The organism is Streptomyces sp. P17, assembly GCF_032436805.1.
Classification (GTDB): Bacteria; Actinomycetota; Actinomycetes; order Streptomycetales; family Streptomycetaceae; genus Streptomyces.
The window spans coordinates 92,482-107,587 of sequence record NZ_JAVRBF010000027.1 but is presented as its reverse complement, the minus strand read 5'-3'; the positions used below and the strand labels follow the sequence as shown (position 1 = coordinate 107,587).

15 protein-coding genes are annotated in these 15,106 nt (G+C 65.6%); 10 read left to right on the top strand and 5 right to left on the bottom strand.

The window, feature by feature from the left end:
* The 7 genes from RMT89_RS19310 to RMT89_RS19280 form a co-directional block, all read left to right on the top strand.
* On the top strand, positions 1-477 hold a 477-nt coding region (locus tag RMT89_RS19310), incomplete at its 5' end, for a ParA family protein (RefSeq protein ID WP_315884978.1).
* Positions 474-1,226 carry a hypothetical protein gene (locus RMT89_RS19305; RefSeq protein WP_315884977.1) on the top strand — a complete coding sequence of 251 codons (753 nt, stop codon included), beginning with the start codon at positions 474-476 and terminating at the stop codon, positions 1,224-1,226. The genes RMT89_RS19310 and RMT89_RS19305, both read left to right, overlap by 4 nt.
* A 125-nt stretch (positions 1,227-1,351) precedes the next feature.
* Positions 1,352-1,654 (top strand): hypothetical protein, encoded by a 303-nt coding sequence (locus RMT89_RS19300; protein ID WP_315884976.1) that lies wholly within the window; start codon positions 1,352-1,354, stop codon positions 1,652-1,654.
* 339 nt (positions 1,655-1,993) lie between these two features.
* A complete protein-coding gene (locus tag RMT89_RS19295; protein ID WP_315884975.1) occupies positions 1,994-2,539 on the top strand; it encodes a hypothetical protein in 546 nt (181 codons plus the stop codon).
* Positions 2,540-2,586: 47 nt separating this feature from the next.
* Entirely contained in the window at positions 2,587-4,929 is a 2,343-nt protein-coding gene (locus RMT89_RS19290; protein WP_315884974.1) for a hypothetical protein, read from the top strand.
* Positions 4,926-5,663, top strand: coding sequence for a hypothetical protein (locus RMT89_RS19285; RefSeq protein ID WP_315884973.1), 738 nt, complete (start codon positions 4,926-4,928; stop codon positions 5,661-5,663). The genes RMT89_RS19290 and RMT89_RS19285 overlap by 4 nt, the downstream gene beginning before the upstream one ends.
* Entirely contained in the window at positions 5,660-5,836 is a 177-nt protein-coding gene (locus tag RMT89_RS19280; protein ID WP_315884972.1) for a hypothetical protein, read from the top strand. The genes RMT89_RS19285 and RMT89_RS19280 overlap by 4 nt, the downstream gene beginning before the upstream one ends.
* A 20-nt stretch (positions 5,837-5,856) precedes the next feature.
* Here the strand turns inward: RMT89_RS19280 and RMT89_RS19275 are convergent, their stop codons facing one another.
* The 5 genes from RMT89_RS19275 to RMT89_RS19255 form a co-directional block, all read right to left on the bottom strand.
* Positions 5,857-7,071 (bottom strand): XRE family transcriptional regulator, encoded by a 1,215-nt coding sequence (locus RMT89_RS19275; protein WP_315884971.1) that lies wholly within the window; start codon positions 7,069-7,071, stop codon positions 5,857-5,859.
* Positions 7,068-7,868: a hypothetical protein gene (locus RMT89_RS19270; RefSeq protein ID WP_315884970.1), complete on the bottom strand. Its 801-nt coding sequence runs from the start codon at positions 7,866-7,868 to the stop codon at positions 7,068-7,070. The genes RMT89_RS19275 and RMT89_RS19270 overlap by 4 nt, the downstream gene beginning before the upstream one ends.
* 213 nt (positions 7,869-8,081) lie before the next feature.
* The gene (locus RMT89_RS19265) at positions 8,082-10,007 is read right to left on the bottom strand and encodes a UvrD-helicase domain-containing protein (RefSeq protein WP_315884969.1); all 1,926 of its coding nucleotides are present in this window, start codon (positions 10,005-10,007) and stop codon (positions 8,082-8,084) included.
* 3 nt (positions 10,008-10,010) lie between these two features.
* The gene (locus RMT89_RS19260) at positions 10,011-11,897 is read right to left on the bottom strand and encodes an AAA family ATPase (protein ID WP_315884968.1); all 1,887 of its coding nucleotides are present in this window, start codon (positions 11,895-11,897) and stop codon (positions 10,011-10,013) included.
* A 398-nt stretch (positions 11,898-12,295) separates the two neighbouring features.
* A complete protein-coding gene (locus RMT89_RS19255) occupies positions 12,296-12,514 on the bottom strand; it encodes a helix-turn-helix transcriptional regulator (protein ID WP_315884967.1) in 219 nt (72 codons plus the stop codon).
* 471 nt (positions 12,515-12,985) lie between these two features.
* Here RMT89_RS19255 and RMT89_RS19250 point away from each other — a divergent pair, with 471 nt between their 5' ends.
* From RMT89_RS19250 to RMT89_RS19240, 3 genes are all read left to right on the top strand, one after another.
* A complete protein-coding gene (locus RMT89_RS19250; protein ID WP_315884966.1) occupies positions 12,986-14,029 on the top strand; it encodes a tyrosine-type recombinase/integrase in 1,044 nt (347 codons plus the stop codon).
* A 333-nt stretch (positions 14,030-14,362) separates the two neighbouring features.
* A complete protein-coding gene (locus RMT89_RS19245) occupies positions 14,363-14,842 on the top strand; it encodes a GNAT family N-acetyltransferase (RefSeq protein WP_315884965.1) in 480 nt (159 codons plus the stop codon).
* Complete coding sequence (locus RMT89_RS19240; RefSeq protein WP_315884964.1) at positions 14,814-15,074, top strand: hypothetical protein; 261 nt, start codon at positions 14,814-14,816, stop codon at positions 15,072-15,074. The genes RMT89_RS19245 and RMT89_RS19240 overlap by 29 nt, the downstream gene beginning before the upstream one ends.
* The last annotated feature ends 32 nt before the right edge of the window (positions 15,075-15,106 follow it).

The window sequence follows — 15,106 nt, the reverse complement described above, 5'->3', positions numbered from 1 at the left end:
CCGGAGAACCTGGTGGTCGAGCGGTACCCGTTCGATGACATCGCCGAGTACATCCGTGAGAAGCGTGCCGAGTTCGGAGCGATCGTGGTCGACGCCGGCGGCGGGAGCGCGAAGCTGTTCCACGAGGCTGTTACCGAGGCGAACCTGCTGCTCGTGCCGGTTGCCCCCACCAAGATCGAGCGCCGCAAGCTCGTGGCCACCTTCGACGAGGCCGAGCGCGCCGCCGCCCGCAACGACCGCGGCGTCACCGCCCACGTCGTGCTGGTCAAGGCCGACGACCGCACCAGCCTGCCCCGCAACGCGAAGGACAGGCTCCTGGAGCCCGCCGAGGGTGAGGGCATCGGCCCGGACCGCGACGAGCCGTTCCCGCTCGCCGAGACCGTCATCCATTCCTGGGTGCACTACATGGAGGCCTTCGGCGAGATCCCGACCGAGCTGAGCGAGTACGCCGAACTGATGAAGGAGCTGACGGCATGACCGAGCGTATGAAGCCCCCGGCCCGCCGCGCCGGTCGCACGCTGGGCGGGGCCAGGAAGGCGGCCCCGCCTCCTCCCCCGGCCGCTGAGCTCACCCCCGAGCAGTTCGCTGCTGAAGAGGCCGCCGCCCAGGGCGAAGGCCGTCCCCCTGTCGGCGAGCCGCAGGTTCAGCCCGCTCCTTCGACGGTTCCCATCGGGCAGTCGGCACGAGGCCGGACCGAGACGGCCCCGGAAGTGGCGGAGCCCTCTGCCCAGCCGACCGTTGAGGTCACGCGGAGCGGCCCCGTGCCGGAGCCGGCCGCGAGTCAGCCGGTTCGCCCGGCCGTCGTCGCCCCAGAAGCGGGGGCCGGGGCCGTTGGCGAGCCGGTGGAGCAGCAGGCCCAGCCTGTGGTCCCGGCTGCCGAGGTGGCCATTCGCCCGGCAGTTCCTCCGATGTCAGGCGGCAGGACGTTCCCGGTGAGGACCGAGGGCCCGGGATACCAGGAACAGAGCGCTCGACCGCAGGAGGCGCCCAGCGAGGGTACGCCGTATGCGCACGGGCCCGGTCGCCCCTCGGACGTTCCCGACGCCGCCGTCGTTCTCAACCAGCGCATCATCGCGCGCGAGAGCCTCGACTCGTCGGTCCCCGCTGCACTGAAGCTGAAGAAGCGGATCAAGCGCTTCGCGCTCGACAACGAACTCGATCACCTGCCCATCGGCGACATCGTCTCGGTCGCGCTGGATGAGTGGCTTACCGCCCGCGGCTTCTGAACACGACCGCAGCACACAAGGTGGCCGCATCCACGCCAGGACGCGGCCACCTTCCCTGCCGACTATTCCAATAGCCCAATAGGCGGATAGCTATCCGCCTAGGAGGATCAACCGGAGCAGCTCTCGTGCCCAATCACTCCCGTCACGCACGCCTACTACGTGAAATCGCCGACGCTCTCGACACCGAGTTCCAGCCAGCCGACGACGCTCTCACGCCCCACCCGGACACGCTCGACATCATCAGCAACCGGCACACCAAACGCGGACAACTCAACTACGCCGTCCCCGATGTCCTCCAGCTCCAGCGACGCATCCGCCGCTACAACGCCGAGACCGACATCGCCCACGGAGACATCGTCGCCCTGGCCCTCGACACCTGGCTCCGGGAAAAAGGCTACCCACCCGATCCCGATCTCTCATCCCCATGACCGCACCCTGCAAGTCGGCGGCTACGATGCGCCATTTGCGCCATTCATTGAGGATCGCTTGCACCATTGTTGCCCATGTTCCGCTTCTCGAAGTGCACCCACCGGGCGTGCCGCCGTCGGGGAATTTCAACCTCAGGTGACTCAGTACTTGACTCCCGCCACAAATCAGGAACACCCGTGCGAATTGAATTCCGCCTCCGGGGGCACGAATTCGCCTGACCGAATATGGCAGCTGCATGTTTGGCGGGAATACGCCTTTGTCTCCGCCTCCTGGACGCTCGTAGCCTTGTGGGATCTTGCGGCCTTGCCGTGACCTAAGTTCACCGTCGGGGGGATTCAATGGGAGATCAGCTGTCGCTCGCGACAGTGGCCACGTCAGCCATGCCTCAGATATTCGCGTTTCTCTTTGGCCGCCTCGGTGCTGTACTCGACCGCCGTAGCGGAAATGACACCGCGGCCTCGACCGAGCCGGTGACCTGCCCAGTCCTGGTTGAACCGGAAGCTCCCCTGCTCATCCACGACGAGGAGCTGACCGAGCAGCGGATTCGCCGGCTGGAAGCTGTGGCCCGGGAATTGGCCGTCTACCACCGCAACCCCGCTCTGATTCGACACGATGACGAGCACCTGCTGCAAGCGATGAGTGAACTGCGCGACGACCTGGAGGCGATCTACGGACAGCCTCTGTCCTTCATGGGCGAACGGCGTTCTGCGCCGGGCGTGAGAGTCAGGCAGATCCTTGACGAAGTCGAGGCAGACGGGGTGGCCCGGGCAGTCAAGGTTGGACGGGTGACCGCCGAAGCGTCAGCCGACATCGAACAGCGGACCAGAGTTGTGCGCCAGGGCGGCGAGGTCACTGCACTCGAAATCGACGGCACGCTCGGATAGCTCTCGCAGTCTGAGTGGGAGCCGGGCGGCACACCACGGGGGTATGGGTGAACGATCGGCAGGACTATGGGCTGAGGCCACCTCACGCGAACGGCCAGCGGTCCGAAGGCCCGCGCTGGGGCGAGACCGGCTCTTTCACATCCACGGACACATCGCTGACGCCGAACAGGGTACCGCCGGACGCGGATGAGCAACTGGATGAGGAGCTGCAGGAGCGCCTCAAATACCTTCTGGACACCGAGGCGGTTAAGCGTCTCCGGCAGATGGCCCTGCTCAACCTGGGCGAAATGAACGCCCTGAAAGTCACGGCTAGCTTCGAAAACCCGCTTGACCACAATGAGTTTTCGGACACCTACCTCGATGCACTCCGCACTGTTTATGTGCGCCCGGAGGGAGGTGACTCGTTCGACGACATCTATCAGCGGTGGAAGAACCCCGGATCTGTCGTGGTACTCGCCCAGAAGCCTGGCACAGGGCGCACAACTACCGCGTGCGCGCTCCTCGCGCAATTGCGTCATGAATTCCCGGCCGTGCGGGTAGGGCCGCTCGGATTCGGCGGTGGTCTGGAGTTCCCCTTGCGCCGCCTGCCGCAGGCGGAGAACCGCGGCTACCTGCTCGAACTCCCGCCTGACGAGGAAGGCTTCAAGATAGCCAAGACGTTCGGTGCAACGATCGAGCGTTTGCAGTACACGCTGAAACGTCGCAGTGCCCGGCTCGTGGTGCTGACCACACCGGAGCAGTGGCGCCGCGTGGGCGGTGGAGCACCTGACGGGATCAAACCCTCCTTGGGGGTGCCGTCGTCGTTGGAAATCGCCCGCAAGTGGTTAGGCGCGGAGGGGCCACCTGATCTGCCGGTCGACCGATGGTTGGCCGATGACGACATCGTCGCCTTGCTGAACGGGCAGCCACCGGTCGAGGCCCTGGAGATCGTCAGCCTCATTCTGGACGCGCACCATGCCAGCGACAGCAACCTGCCCAACCTGGAGGCGCTGGCACGTAAACGGAAGAACGGCGGCGACACGCCGTTCGACCGACAGGTCCTCAGCGTAATTGCGGCCCGTAACAACTGGCGTCCTCAGCTTCTGACTTGGCACAAGGAGCCCGGCCGCACCAGCTTCCAACGCAACTTCTTGCTGGCCTGCGCCACCCTGCGTGGAGCGTCCGTTGCGCACGTCTACGCCAGCACGGCTGACCTGGCATCCGTCTTCGGGGACGGTGACCCATCCCTGAAGGGACAGCAGGAAGCCGGCGTCATCGAGATGGTCGACTCAATCGAGGCCGAACTGCAGGCAGACGACACCGTCACCTTCAACCGCCCCGAGTGGGACGACGCGGCACTGGAGTACTTCTGGGTCGATCGGCCCCTGTCGCGGGTGAAATTCCTGGAGTGGCTGGCCGACGCCCCCTTGAAGAAGCCCAAGTCCGCGCTGGAAACGCTCACTGACGCAGAACGACAGACGATGGCTGAGCGCATCGGGAGCTTCGCCCTGCGGTGGGCTGTACGTCACCGCCGCCAAGAACCCCTGCGCGAGTTGGTCCGGCGCTGGCACAACACCCCGCTCTGGACAACGGCCGTGGAACTCCTCACGTCAGCCTGCCTGCAGACCGCCAGCGCCTCCTACATCCACGAAATGCTGCTGCAGTGGGCCAGGACCGACAACGCAGCCCAACAGCTGGCCACCGTAGAGGTATGCGCCGGGGAGTTCGGCGTCCTCCACACCGGCAAGGCGCTGCGGCGGCTGCGCCACGCAGCCGGCTCAGAAGACCCGGAAGTACGCCAAGCCCTACAAAAAGCCGTGCACGGCCTGTGGAGCGATCCCAGCGCGCGTCGGACTCTCTTCGGCTACGTCATCGACTGGTGCAGGGATGGTGGGACCAAGCTGGTAGCCGGGCAGGAAGCATTCAGGGCCCTGGCCGAGTCGACACACCCTGATGCTCCCACGCTCCCAGCCCTGCTCCCCCACAGCGACGAGGCGGAATTCACGGCTCCCGTCGCCGAGCTGATCGTCGGCTGGCGAGCGCTCCTTCAAGGTACGGAAGGATTCGAGCGGGACGGCCAGGCATCAGCAGTCGTGCGTCTGTGGCTGGACGCAGCGCTCAGTCATCCCCACATACACGCTGACGTGCTGAAGGTCTTGAGCACAGCGGTGAAGCTCCCGGAGCAGACCGACACGCCAGGCGAGAGCCCCCGCGACCGGCTGCGGGCCATCGCACGGCAATGGGCCAAGACCGCCGCCCTCCAGCAATCGGCAGGCCGCATCGAGCTCCCGTCTGCCGGGCTGGCCCACCGTGACGTGTACACGCAGCTCACGCAACTACTCGACGACGGCATCATCGAGACCTTCCAGCAAGCCCTGACTCAGGCCGGCAACGAGGAAGAGCCTGCATGATGCGACGCCGCACGCGCCGCGACAACCCTTCCGAGCTGGCCCGTCAGTCGTGGAAGTCCGTCTTCCACGACCGCCCGGAAAGCCGTGATGCAGGCCTGTCATTCGATGCAGTCATCCGCGTCGAATGGCGTCACTCACCGCAGGGTCCGACTACCCCGGACGCCCGCCATGCAGCAAGCCGCGTCGCACGGCTCATGGTGGAAAAGCAACTGGCCAGCGACTCAGTGCTCCGCATCGCAGCCGCCGAACAGGAACTCGCAGCGACGCTACGTGACCAACTGCCCCTCCACCGTGACGGCATTGAACTACTCAACGTCAGCGTGACCCTGCGCGTCGACGACGACGCAGCGGAACGCGCTCGCCTCATAGAACGCGCCCGGCATGAGTTCGAACTCGACGAGATGGACCGCCGTCAGGCTCGCGCCCGCGTGGAGTTCCTGCGCGACGAACTCCTCGCGAATCCAGCAGCGGCACGTCTGTACATGCTGCTCCAACACTCCTCCCGCATCGGCGGCCCACCCGAGGGGAGCGATCCCGAAGAGCTGGTTCGGCAGATCCATCAGTGGCATCCGCATTCCCGCTGGGTGCTCATCGCCCAGACACTGCACACGTTCGTCGCCAGGCTCACTGAAGACAACGCGCAGGACTTCCTGAAAATCCTGCGCAGCGCGATGACCACACTCGGCCACCGGCACCTGGCCGAGGAGATCGCGGCCGCCGAGGAAGCGGAGTGAACCTCAGTCTGCTGCGCTGGGTACTGGACCCGCGCACGAGCCTGCTCGCGCGCCGCATCCGCAAGAACAGGGATCACGAAATATCCCCGGACACAGCCTGGCGGCTGGCCCGGTTACGGCTGCACCCCGACGAGGTGCCCTACCGCAACCATGGGCACGGCCCGCCGTCTTGACCATCGCCGGTTGACCGAGTTCAGCGCCTTCGCGCCAGTTCCCTTCCTGCCTGGCGTCGTTCCAACAGCGACACCACCCGGCCGCCGGTTGGTTGTGTGTCGGTTCGTGCCGCAGCCGACGTAGCCGAGTCGTGGTGTGGCGTACGCGAAGTGACGGTATGGAACAGGTCTGGCGGCACACGGCACTGCTCGATCAGCTGTGCCTCGTCGATGCCCTCTTGAGTCAGCAGCTCCACTGCTCTCGGCAGGAGCGACGGTTGCTCGATAACACTGACCAGACCTGGTTCGTTGCGACGCCAGCCACGGGTCGAGATGGTCGTCATGGCATTGCGATAAGAGACGTCACTGAGTTGTCCAAGCCAGCGAGCGCGATACAGCAGTGCCTGAATACTCACTCCCCACTGTTCCTTGAGACGAGCAAGCGTTCGCCAAGCGTTGGCGCCCATGCTGGAGGGCAGCAGATCTCGGATCTGCTCGGCAGGCATCAGCAACTCGGCGGCGAAGCGGTGAGCCTGCTCCTCCACGATCCTGCCGCCCGGCTCGGCATCGCTGTGCATGACCAGGTGGCCCAGCTCATGGGCCACATCGAAGCGCTGCCGGTAGTAGTCCCGCTTGATCGGGTTAAGCACGACGACAGGCCTCAACCGGCTGTCGAAGGAGTAGGCGTCCACCGAGGACGCCTGCGGCGGGCTGAAGACCACCAGCACGCCGTGGTTCTCCAGCAGCCGGACAAGATGACCGGCGGGTCCGTGTCCAATCCCCCACTCTCCGCGCACCTGCTGCGCGGCTCGCTCCGGGCCGTCCCCGTCGCGATCATCGACCGCGACCGGGAAGCTCGGCACCTCCGCCTCCGGAAACTCAACGTGCCGTTCCAAACTGCTCGCGATATCCACGGCCAACTGGCCATACGCGAAAGCCTGATCGCGGGCGAGCTGGCTCGTGGAACGCAAGGACCGGAAGTGCGGGGTGGTACTGAGCGCGGCAACATCATCCGGTCGGACCGCGAAGAACCCGGGGTCTACCGACAAGCTGACTGCCAGCTGCGCCACAGTGGCAGCGGTGGGTCGTTTGGCGCCGGACTCCCAGCCCGCCACGGCGGTGGGACTCTTGTCGACCAACGCCGCAAGGTCGCTCTTGCGCAGCCCTGCCAAGTGCCGGGCCAGCGTGAGGCGGGCCCCGTCGAAGAAGGCAGCAACGTCGGCCGTTCGGTTGTTCGTAGACGTGCGAGGGTTCACCACTCACCACTAGCACGGATATCACGCTGTTCGCTCGCGGGGCGACGCAGACGCACGGGGGCGTCCGGGACAGAGTTCGGGCCAGTGGGCAGTGGCGCGCCATCAGTACGACGGGCTCCTCCGGCCGGCGGGGTGCCAAGGAGGTCCTGGCGCCAGTGCCAGGCCTGTCCGCCGCCGGAATTCAGCCTGGGGCGGCCGAATACCAGCTCGACCTGTCCGCTGAGCGAGTCAAGGCTGTGGCCGACCACGAACGTCGCAAGGTCAAGGTCCTCCTCGGCTTCGAGCGCCTCCAGGCCGGCAATTTCCTCCAGCGCGAGACCGTCGAACAACGAGGGCTGGGATGGTGACGGGTTGTGCTGACGCGCGACACGCTGCTTCGTAGGGCTCTTCTGAGGCCATGGGAGCTCGTCGAGCTTGCCGAACTCGCTCGAAGCAAGCAGAAACCGCCGCTGCCCGTATGCCCAGCCGGGGCTGCCGTTGAGGTTGGAACGGCGGACGAGGCCAGGATCCAGGCGCGGCATGCTGTCGATGTCCTGATCCGACAGTTCGGCATATAGCAGGTCGAGGTCAGTATCGGCGTCGCCGGAGCTCACCGCGTAGCGCTCGCAGGCGAAGACACGGTCCAGCCGGTTGCGGAACAGCGTGAACCTGGTGTTGCCGAGCCAGGCCGCGTCGTGGCCGTCATCCTCGGAGTAGGTTTCCAACGCGCGAGCGGTAGCCGAGACGTACGCCCAGCGCGCGCCACCCAGAACCCCAGCACCGCCGAACTCCGCGATAACATCCTGCTGTTCAGTCACAGCAGCCAACCTACACTGCATCCAGCAGTTCGCGCATCAAACTGAACCACCCAGCCCGATTGCCGACTTTGGCCACACCACTCAGCCTCCGAGCCGGGCAGCAGGCAAGGCCGTGCCTAAGGTGCGCCGAGGCAGGCCGGAGCCTGTCGGCTATGCAACTTCTGAACCGGAACCACGGCAGCGCGCTTCGGAGTGCAGGTGCTTGAGCTCCAATCACACGGTGGGGATCGCCTTGCGCGCGTGGATCTCATGGACCGACCAGCCGCGAGCCGTCATCGCCTCGATGTGCGGTTCGGCTCGTGTGCGGTGCGCGGCGAAGGCGAGCAGGTGGGTGGGGCGGGTGGCGCCCACGAAGACGAGTTGTGCCGCGCGCTGGATCGTGACCAGGGCCTTGGAGGCGTCCTGTTGTCGGCTCAGGAGTCCGAGGACCTCGTGTACGTCGTACTTCTTGCCGCTGCGTTCCAGGCATTCGAGGATGAGCGTGGCCGCGTGGGTTTCGCCCTTGGCGCTCTGGATCGATCCTGCGACGGACAGCACCACCTCTTGCTCCGTATCAGTCGGCGCCTTCAGCGCGGGGGCTGGTTGGGCAACGTACGGAATGTGAGCAAGGGGGTCCGCGAGGCGTGCGACCCCTTTCAGGGGAGTCTGGGTCAGGTCGGGCAGCAACCGCACAAGCCGGGCGGTGAAAACGGCCCATTCGGCATGGCTGTCGAGTGGGCTGGTCAGCATGTCGTGCAGGAGCAGCCGTGTCCGGCCTCCGGCGGTGGCGGGGTCTCGGTCCAGTCGCCTCAGCGGGGGCAGGCCGCCTGAGCTGGCCAGTCGGGCCAGGTCACGGATGGCCTTCCACAAGAGAGTCACGGCGGCGTGGTTGTCGCCGGATTGCCGCTGGGCCTGGGCGGCTCGTGCCGCCGTGATCAAGCTGCCGGTTGCCTGGCTGGGCACCGTGGTGAAGCCGGGCACGTAGCAGGAGACGGATTGCGGGAAGGCCCTGGCGCCTCCGCGGGTGAGGCGGGCGCCCAGGACGCGGGGCGGGCTGTCCAGCAGCAGCTGGCGGGGGACCGTGGCTGCTGCCATCCGTTCGAAGGCCGGCACGACGTCGGCGACGGAGTCGTCGTCGAAGAGCAGGAGGGCGATGGTCCCCTCGTGACCGGCGCCGTCGATGCGCTGGCGGCGGTGGATCGTGAGGTCGCTGGCGAGTGCTGCGATCTTGCTGCCGAAGCGGCGGCTGACGGGCAGTTGGGCAGCGCGCGGCAGGGGGAACGACGAAGGCTGTGCGGCGTTCGGTCCGTCGGTGAAGATGCGCTGGTTGATGTCACCCACGCGCTGCACGACCGTGCTCGGGGAGCCGAAGACCTTGTCGAGCAGGCGTTGCTGGAGGTCACTGGTGTCCTGCATTTCGTCCAGGAGGACGAAGGGGAAGCGGTGGGCTGCGGCTTGGGCCAGCTGTGGGTGGTGGAAGAGGTGGTGCTCGGCGAGGGCGAACATGTCGTGGTAGCGGAAGATGCCCTGCTCGGTGAGCTTTTCCTTGAGATCCGCGAATTGCCGGCCGCTGGGACTGTCCGACGTGAACGGCTGGGTGCCGTCCGGTGCCGTCGTGGTGAGTTTTCCGGCGTCGCACACGTAGCGGGCCTCGGCCACGAGTGTGGGGCCGTTGCGGCGATGGCCGAGTGAGGTGTTCAGCGTGCGGAAGGCGGGGTGGCGTTCCAGCATGCGCAGGGCGGCGTCCGCGTAGGTGTCGTCGTCGACAACCTGGACTTCAACGCCCCGGGATCGTAGGGCCGGCAGGGCGAGGTAGGTGTTGGTGAAGGCCTGGATCGTGCCGATGAAGTGCGGGTACTGCAGCAGGCGGCGTCCCGCGGGTGTGGCGGTGAGGCGGTGGGTGATCTCGTCCTTGGCTGTGTTGGTGTGGGACAGGACGCAGATGCCGCGTGTGGGCGAAGCCCATGCCTGGCCCAGGAGGGCGAGCTTCAGACCGATCAGGCTGGTCTTTCCCGAGCCGGGAGCTGCCTGGAGGTCCAGGGATTCCAGGCTCTGGATGAAGTTCCACTGTTCCCGGTGGGGCAGGTCGAGGCCGAGTTGGTGTGCGAGTGCCTCGACCTTGTCCTTGATGAAGGCGTCGGGAGCATAGAGGGATGTCATCGCTCAGACCTCGCTGCACAGGTACGTGAAGGCGGCCACGAGGTAGGGCGGCAGGTCTTCATCGGTCACGGGCGTGCTCTGCAGCAGCCGGGCCGCGTGATGGGCGGCGATCGGCTTACTGCCCCGGCCCATGCGCAGCGGCTCATAAATGTCCAAGGCCGCCTTTTCCAGGGGAACGTTACTCTCTCGCCACTTCTCGACCTCCTCCTGCGCCAGTCGGTCCAGGTCGGCGAGTCTGTCCGCGGTGGGCCAGGTGGTCTTGGAGGCGACAGCGGCACGAACGGCCTGGTGCATCAGGGTCGCCATGGTCCAGGAACCGGCGGCCAGGTCGTACTCCAACGTCCAGTGGTCGGAGACGAAGGTGCGTACGTGGCCGCTGTCCTCCTCTTTCAACCCTGCGACGTGTTTGTCGATCTCTTGCTTGGTCATCTCCACCGAACACTTCAGCTTCTTGCGCATCTCCGCGGAGGTGCCGGCGGGAACCAGGTCCCGGTCCCGGATGCAGGCCACCGCGACCGGTATCTGCTCGCCCTCGCGCTGGAAGATCCGGCTGTAGCGGAAGAGGCCGACGCCGCCGACATTGACGACGCTGACGCCGCATTCGCTGAACGACCGGCCGACCGCCTGTGCGAGGGCGGGCAAAACGATGGCTTCGGCGTCGCCCTCGACGATGGCGACGCTGCGGGCGAAGAACAGGTTGGCCTTGGTCACATCGAGGAAGCGGGTGAGGAAGGCGTAGTCGCCCTCATCCAGCTTGGTCAGGCCCGGGGCCAGGCGGAAGGTGGATCCGCGGGCGACGAGGGTGAGGTGTTCGACCGGGATGGCCGAGGCCAGGTTCGGGCTGTGGGTAGTGAGGATGACCTGGACCGGCGGCGTCTCCACTGTGTTCGCGGTCTCGGCGCGATCCCGCAGGAGGTCCATGATGCGGGTCTGCAGCTGCGGGTGGAGGTGGGCTTCGGGTTCCTCGATCAGCAGCAGGGGCGCGATGACGCTGTTGCCGAGCAGGAGCAGTTCAGCCGCCATGAACAGGGCGTTGTTGTAACCCAGACCGTGTCTGGTCCACTCCCCCGTACCCGCGAACAGCGTGAGCTCCAACCGCTCCAGCGCGCGGGCGAGCGTCGCATCACCCGCAACGCCGATCTCACCGCGCAGGACGTCGGAGCCGATGGAGAACTTCTGCAGGTAACCGGTGTTGATGTCGTCCCGGGCCGTCTTGATGGCCTCGTTGTCGCTGATGTGCCGTTCCGCGCGGCGCAGGATGCCGACCAGGGTGGAGGCGCTGTCGTCCTCCTCGTCGAAGTCGTCCTCACCTTGTGCGCGCATGGCTGGGTAGCCGGCCAGGATTTGCGACAGCCGTGATCCGCGGCCGGAGCGCAACTCCGCCTCGGCGTCCCGCAGGGGCCGCAGGTAGGTGGCTTTCAGCAGTTCACGTGCGGCACCGTCCAGGGCTGGTCCCTGCCCATCGCGGCCGGTGCGGGTGGTCATCGCGACGCGGTGGGGACGCAGCGGGTCCATCAACTCCGCCTTGACGGTGACGTAGAGGGCGACGTTGCCCTCTACGTCCGTGGTGAGCAACTCAAGGAAGACGGCCTGTTCTTCCGTTGTGAGGTCCTTGAATCCGCATGTGATCTTGAAAGTGCCCGCGCGGCCGCCGGGTCCGACGTGGAAGTCGTCGCGTGTGATGCGGTAGAAGTCAGCCGCGGTCGTCAGCAGGCACAGGCGGATCGCGTCGATGATGGCCGTCTTGCCGCTGTCGTTCTCGCCGACGAGGACGTTTGTGGCGGGACCGAAGTCCAGGCTCAGGCTGGCGTCCTTGTCGCCTTCCTTCTGCGGCGCCGCGCCGAAGATCCGGAAGTTTTCCGCATACAGACAGGCAAGGTACACCGACATCCCCCGAGCGATGAGGCCCGCGCCCTCGACGACACAGGCGGTTGTAACCGCCTCAAGTGCCCCACCCGCATGCGGTTCTGACGCATCATACGATTCATCGCGACACTGGTGCCTCGTTAGACGAATCCCTCCCCATGGCTGGAAATGGACACGTCAGGTCACCAACTCCAGACAGCGGTGCGCGACCGTCATTGCGGCACAGCCGGAAGGGGGAGACGGACCCTCACGACCGGGAGGTGCCACAGCAGGGCGCCTCCTACGCAGCGGGCGCGTCGGCACCGCGCGGAGTGAACGCCTCTACGGGTTCGTGCGCACCTCCTGCGCGGGGCCCGATCAGCAGATCTTACGGACTCATCGAAGCATTGGAAGAAACACGGTCGTTTGATCGCCGATCCGCATTACCGGGGCTCTGATTTTCCGAATTCTTCCCGCGTGATGTGATTAACGAGTTCCCCCGGCTCCACGTCGAGCCCCGCTGCAATGTCCAAGAGCGTGAGCACACTGGGGCTGCGCTGACCGTGCTCAATGTAGATGAGGCCGCGAAAGCTCAATCCACTGCGCTCTGCGAGTTCTTCCAGGCTGTAGCCCCGCTCTTCGCGGAGTCGCCGGATCTGCATACCGAGGGACAGGAGCCGTGGGTCTGGTGATGGTTCGCGTGCTGGCACACAGCGACTCGACCGGTACGACTTCCCCCAGACCATGAACAGCTGTGCATAATCGAGTCCCAGGCTGGAAATCTTGCACGTGAGCACGCGGGAACAGCCCGGCGGTTACGAGACCCAATCACTCGTACGACCTGCTCGGCACAAACGGATAGACCACGGCGGCAACGAGGTCGCTAGCCCACAAGCAACGAACGAGAATATATGGCCAGACCAATCCTGCCATTCGACCGATGGCACAAGTCATATCCGAAACCAGACCGGGGCGACAGCCCATGCAAGTGCGGGACCAGAAACCGCCCCCTTTACCCATCAGCAGATCACGAACGAGGGCTCCGCTGGCAGGCTCGCCATGTCGATCACCTCGGAAAAGAGCGCAGAGAGTCGTTCGATACATGGCAGGAAGCTCTCGACCGGCTCGGCGAGTTGACCGCCGAGGCTGCGGCCACGACGAGAGGCAGCCAATCAGCACACAGTGCGCGAGTAGCCTTCTTCGGCGCGCAGATGATCGACCGAAAGCGGAAGAAGAAAAAGAGAGCGAATACGATCAATACGTACGAGAGTCACCTTCGCAATCACATCTTGCCGTTCGCAGGCAATCGCATACCGAAATCGCTACGGCGTAGCGACTCCATGGCCTTCGTGGATCATCTGCTAGAAAAACCCAACCTCAGATCCCCTCGCACGATTGTCCAGATTTTTAAGACCTGGCGCATTCTCATCCACTACATGATGGACGAAGACATTCCGCTGCCCGCAAACATCGTGTCCCGCATCGAGCTTCCCGAGATCAGCGACGACGGTGGAGACGCCCTCATCCCCAAACAGGTGGCCGCAGCAGCCCTTGCCATGCGGACGATCGAGCCGCGCTACGAAATCCTGGTGTGGCTCGGCGCGTGCGCAGGACTGCGTGCCGGCGAGGCTCTGGGGCTGACACGGACACGCGTCGGTTGGCAGGAGGATCTCCTGTACGTTCAAGAGCAGCGTCAGCGCGGCAAAGCTGCACCGCTCAAAACCAAAGCCAGTTACGCGACGCTGCCTGTGGATCATTTCCTGATCGAACGCTTGGCGACCCATGTGGCTCACTTCAGCGAGCCGGAACCCGTCACCCAATCCGCCGCGCGCAAGCGTCGGGCTCGGCGGCACGTCGGGCCAATCGACGAAGACCTCATCGTGACGAACCGATACGGAAGGCCAGTTCAGAGCAGTGATTTCAACGAAAAGTGGCAACGGGTTGTCGCCCTGGCCGGCCTACCGGAAGGCACCCGTTTCCACGATCTCAAGGTGTTTTACACCACCACACTCGGCGGACCAGGCCAGCACGACCCGAAGACCGTCCAAGCGCTCTCACGGCACGCCCGCTTCACCGAAACATGGGACACCTATGCGCGCCCACCGAGGGCGGTAGAAGGCCTGCGCGTAACCGCGTTCGGCGATGCCTTCCGTTCAATACAGCAGAACCGGGGGTGAGTTGCAGCACGGTCGCCGTGCCTCCCGGAGAGAAACCCGGATTTCCAGCTCCTGAGGCACATCCGGCTCTACAAGGCGCACCCGCCCCGCTACGAGTGGCGCCCTCACTCAGTCGCGGCAACAACTCCGGTCGCCGCTGCCATCCGCGGGTGCTGCGCTGGTGCAGGGATGGAACCTTCGCCTCCGCCGCGCTACGTCGTGTCGCTCCCGAACCGCGAACCGGTGGCCGACGCCCTCCTCCAACGAGACCACACGACATCCAGTGGCGGGCAATGCCCGCCAACTTCCTGCCATGAGAGCGAGTACACGCTGCTGCCCGGGGATACTCGGTCCATGCCGCTCATCCGTGACATCACCCACGTCGACTACTCGGTGGTGGAGGACCTGCTGTACTCGAACGATCTGGGAAACGGCAGGTTCTACGACCCCGAGGGCTTGGACGTCATCGTGGCCGAACACCACGGATCCGTCGTCGGGGTCGCCGAGTTCCAGCTCCATTGCGACTTCGGACACGACGAAGGCCGGGAGGCGCATCCCGGCGAGCAGACGTTCGTCTTGACCGTGGCCGTCGCTGATACCGATCGCCGCAGCGGGGTCGGCCGGGCGCTTCTCACCGAGATCGCCCACCGGGCCCAGGAAGCAGGCCACACCTTCCTGGCCCTGGTCCCCCAGGACGGCGACGACGCGCTCAGCCGGCAGGGGTTCTTCCAGGCGTGCGGGCTCACGCTCTACGGACCCGACACACCGGGTGCGGCATGGGGCTGCCCGGTCTCAAAGATCCTTGATGCGAACGCGGCCAGCGAAGGCCGCTGAGCCCACCCCTGACCACGCCCGGCCGCACTTAGTCATCAATGGCCGCCATGCCAGTCGTGAGCTGATCAACTGCGCCGTCCCCGACGCTCTCCAACTGCAGCGGCGCATCCGCCAGTACCACGCGGACTACGGTGTCCAGCACGGCGACATCGTCGCCATCGGGCTCGACGCCTTCCTTCGCGCCAAGGGCTACCCTCCCGACCACACCTCGCCCAAGGCCGAAGAACAGTGATCACACCACCGGCCCGCGATGCCCTGCACTTT

Coding starts and splice junctions, on each gene's coding strand:
- RMT89_RS19305 (WP_315884977.1), top strand. CDS start 474: ATGACCGAGCGTATGAAGCCCCCGGCCCGCCGCGCCGGTCGCACGCTG.
- RMT89_RS19295 (WP_315884975.1), top strand. CDS start 1,994: ATGGGAGATCAGCTGTCGCTCGCGACAGTGGCCACGTCAGCCATGCCT.
- RMT89_RS19285 (WP_315884973.1), top strand. CDS start 4,926: ATGATGCGACGCCGCACGCGCCGCGACAACCCTTCCGAGCTGGCCCGT.
- RMT89_RS19265 (WP_315884969.1), bottom strand. CDS start 10,007: ATGACATCCCTCTATGCTCCCGACGCCTTCATCAAGGACAAGGTCGAG.
- RMT89_RS19260 (WP_315884968.1), bottom strand. CDS start 11,897: ATGTCGGTGTACCTTGCCTGTCTGTATGCGGAAAACTTCCGGATCTTC.
- RMT89_RS19255 (WP_315884967.1), bottom strand. CDS start 12,514: ATGCAGATCCGGCGACTCCGCGAAGAGCGGGGCTACAGCCTGGAAGAA.
- RMT89_RS19245 (WP_315884965.1), top strand. CDS start 14,363: ATGCCGCTCATCCGTGACATCACCCACGTCGACTACTCGGTGGTGGAG.
- RMT89_RS19240 (WP_315884964.1), top strand. CDS start 14,814: ATGCGAACGCGGCCAGCGAAGGCCGCTGAGCCCACCCCTGACCACGCC.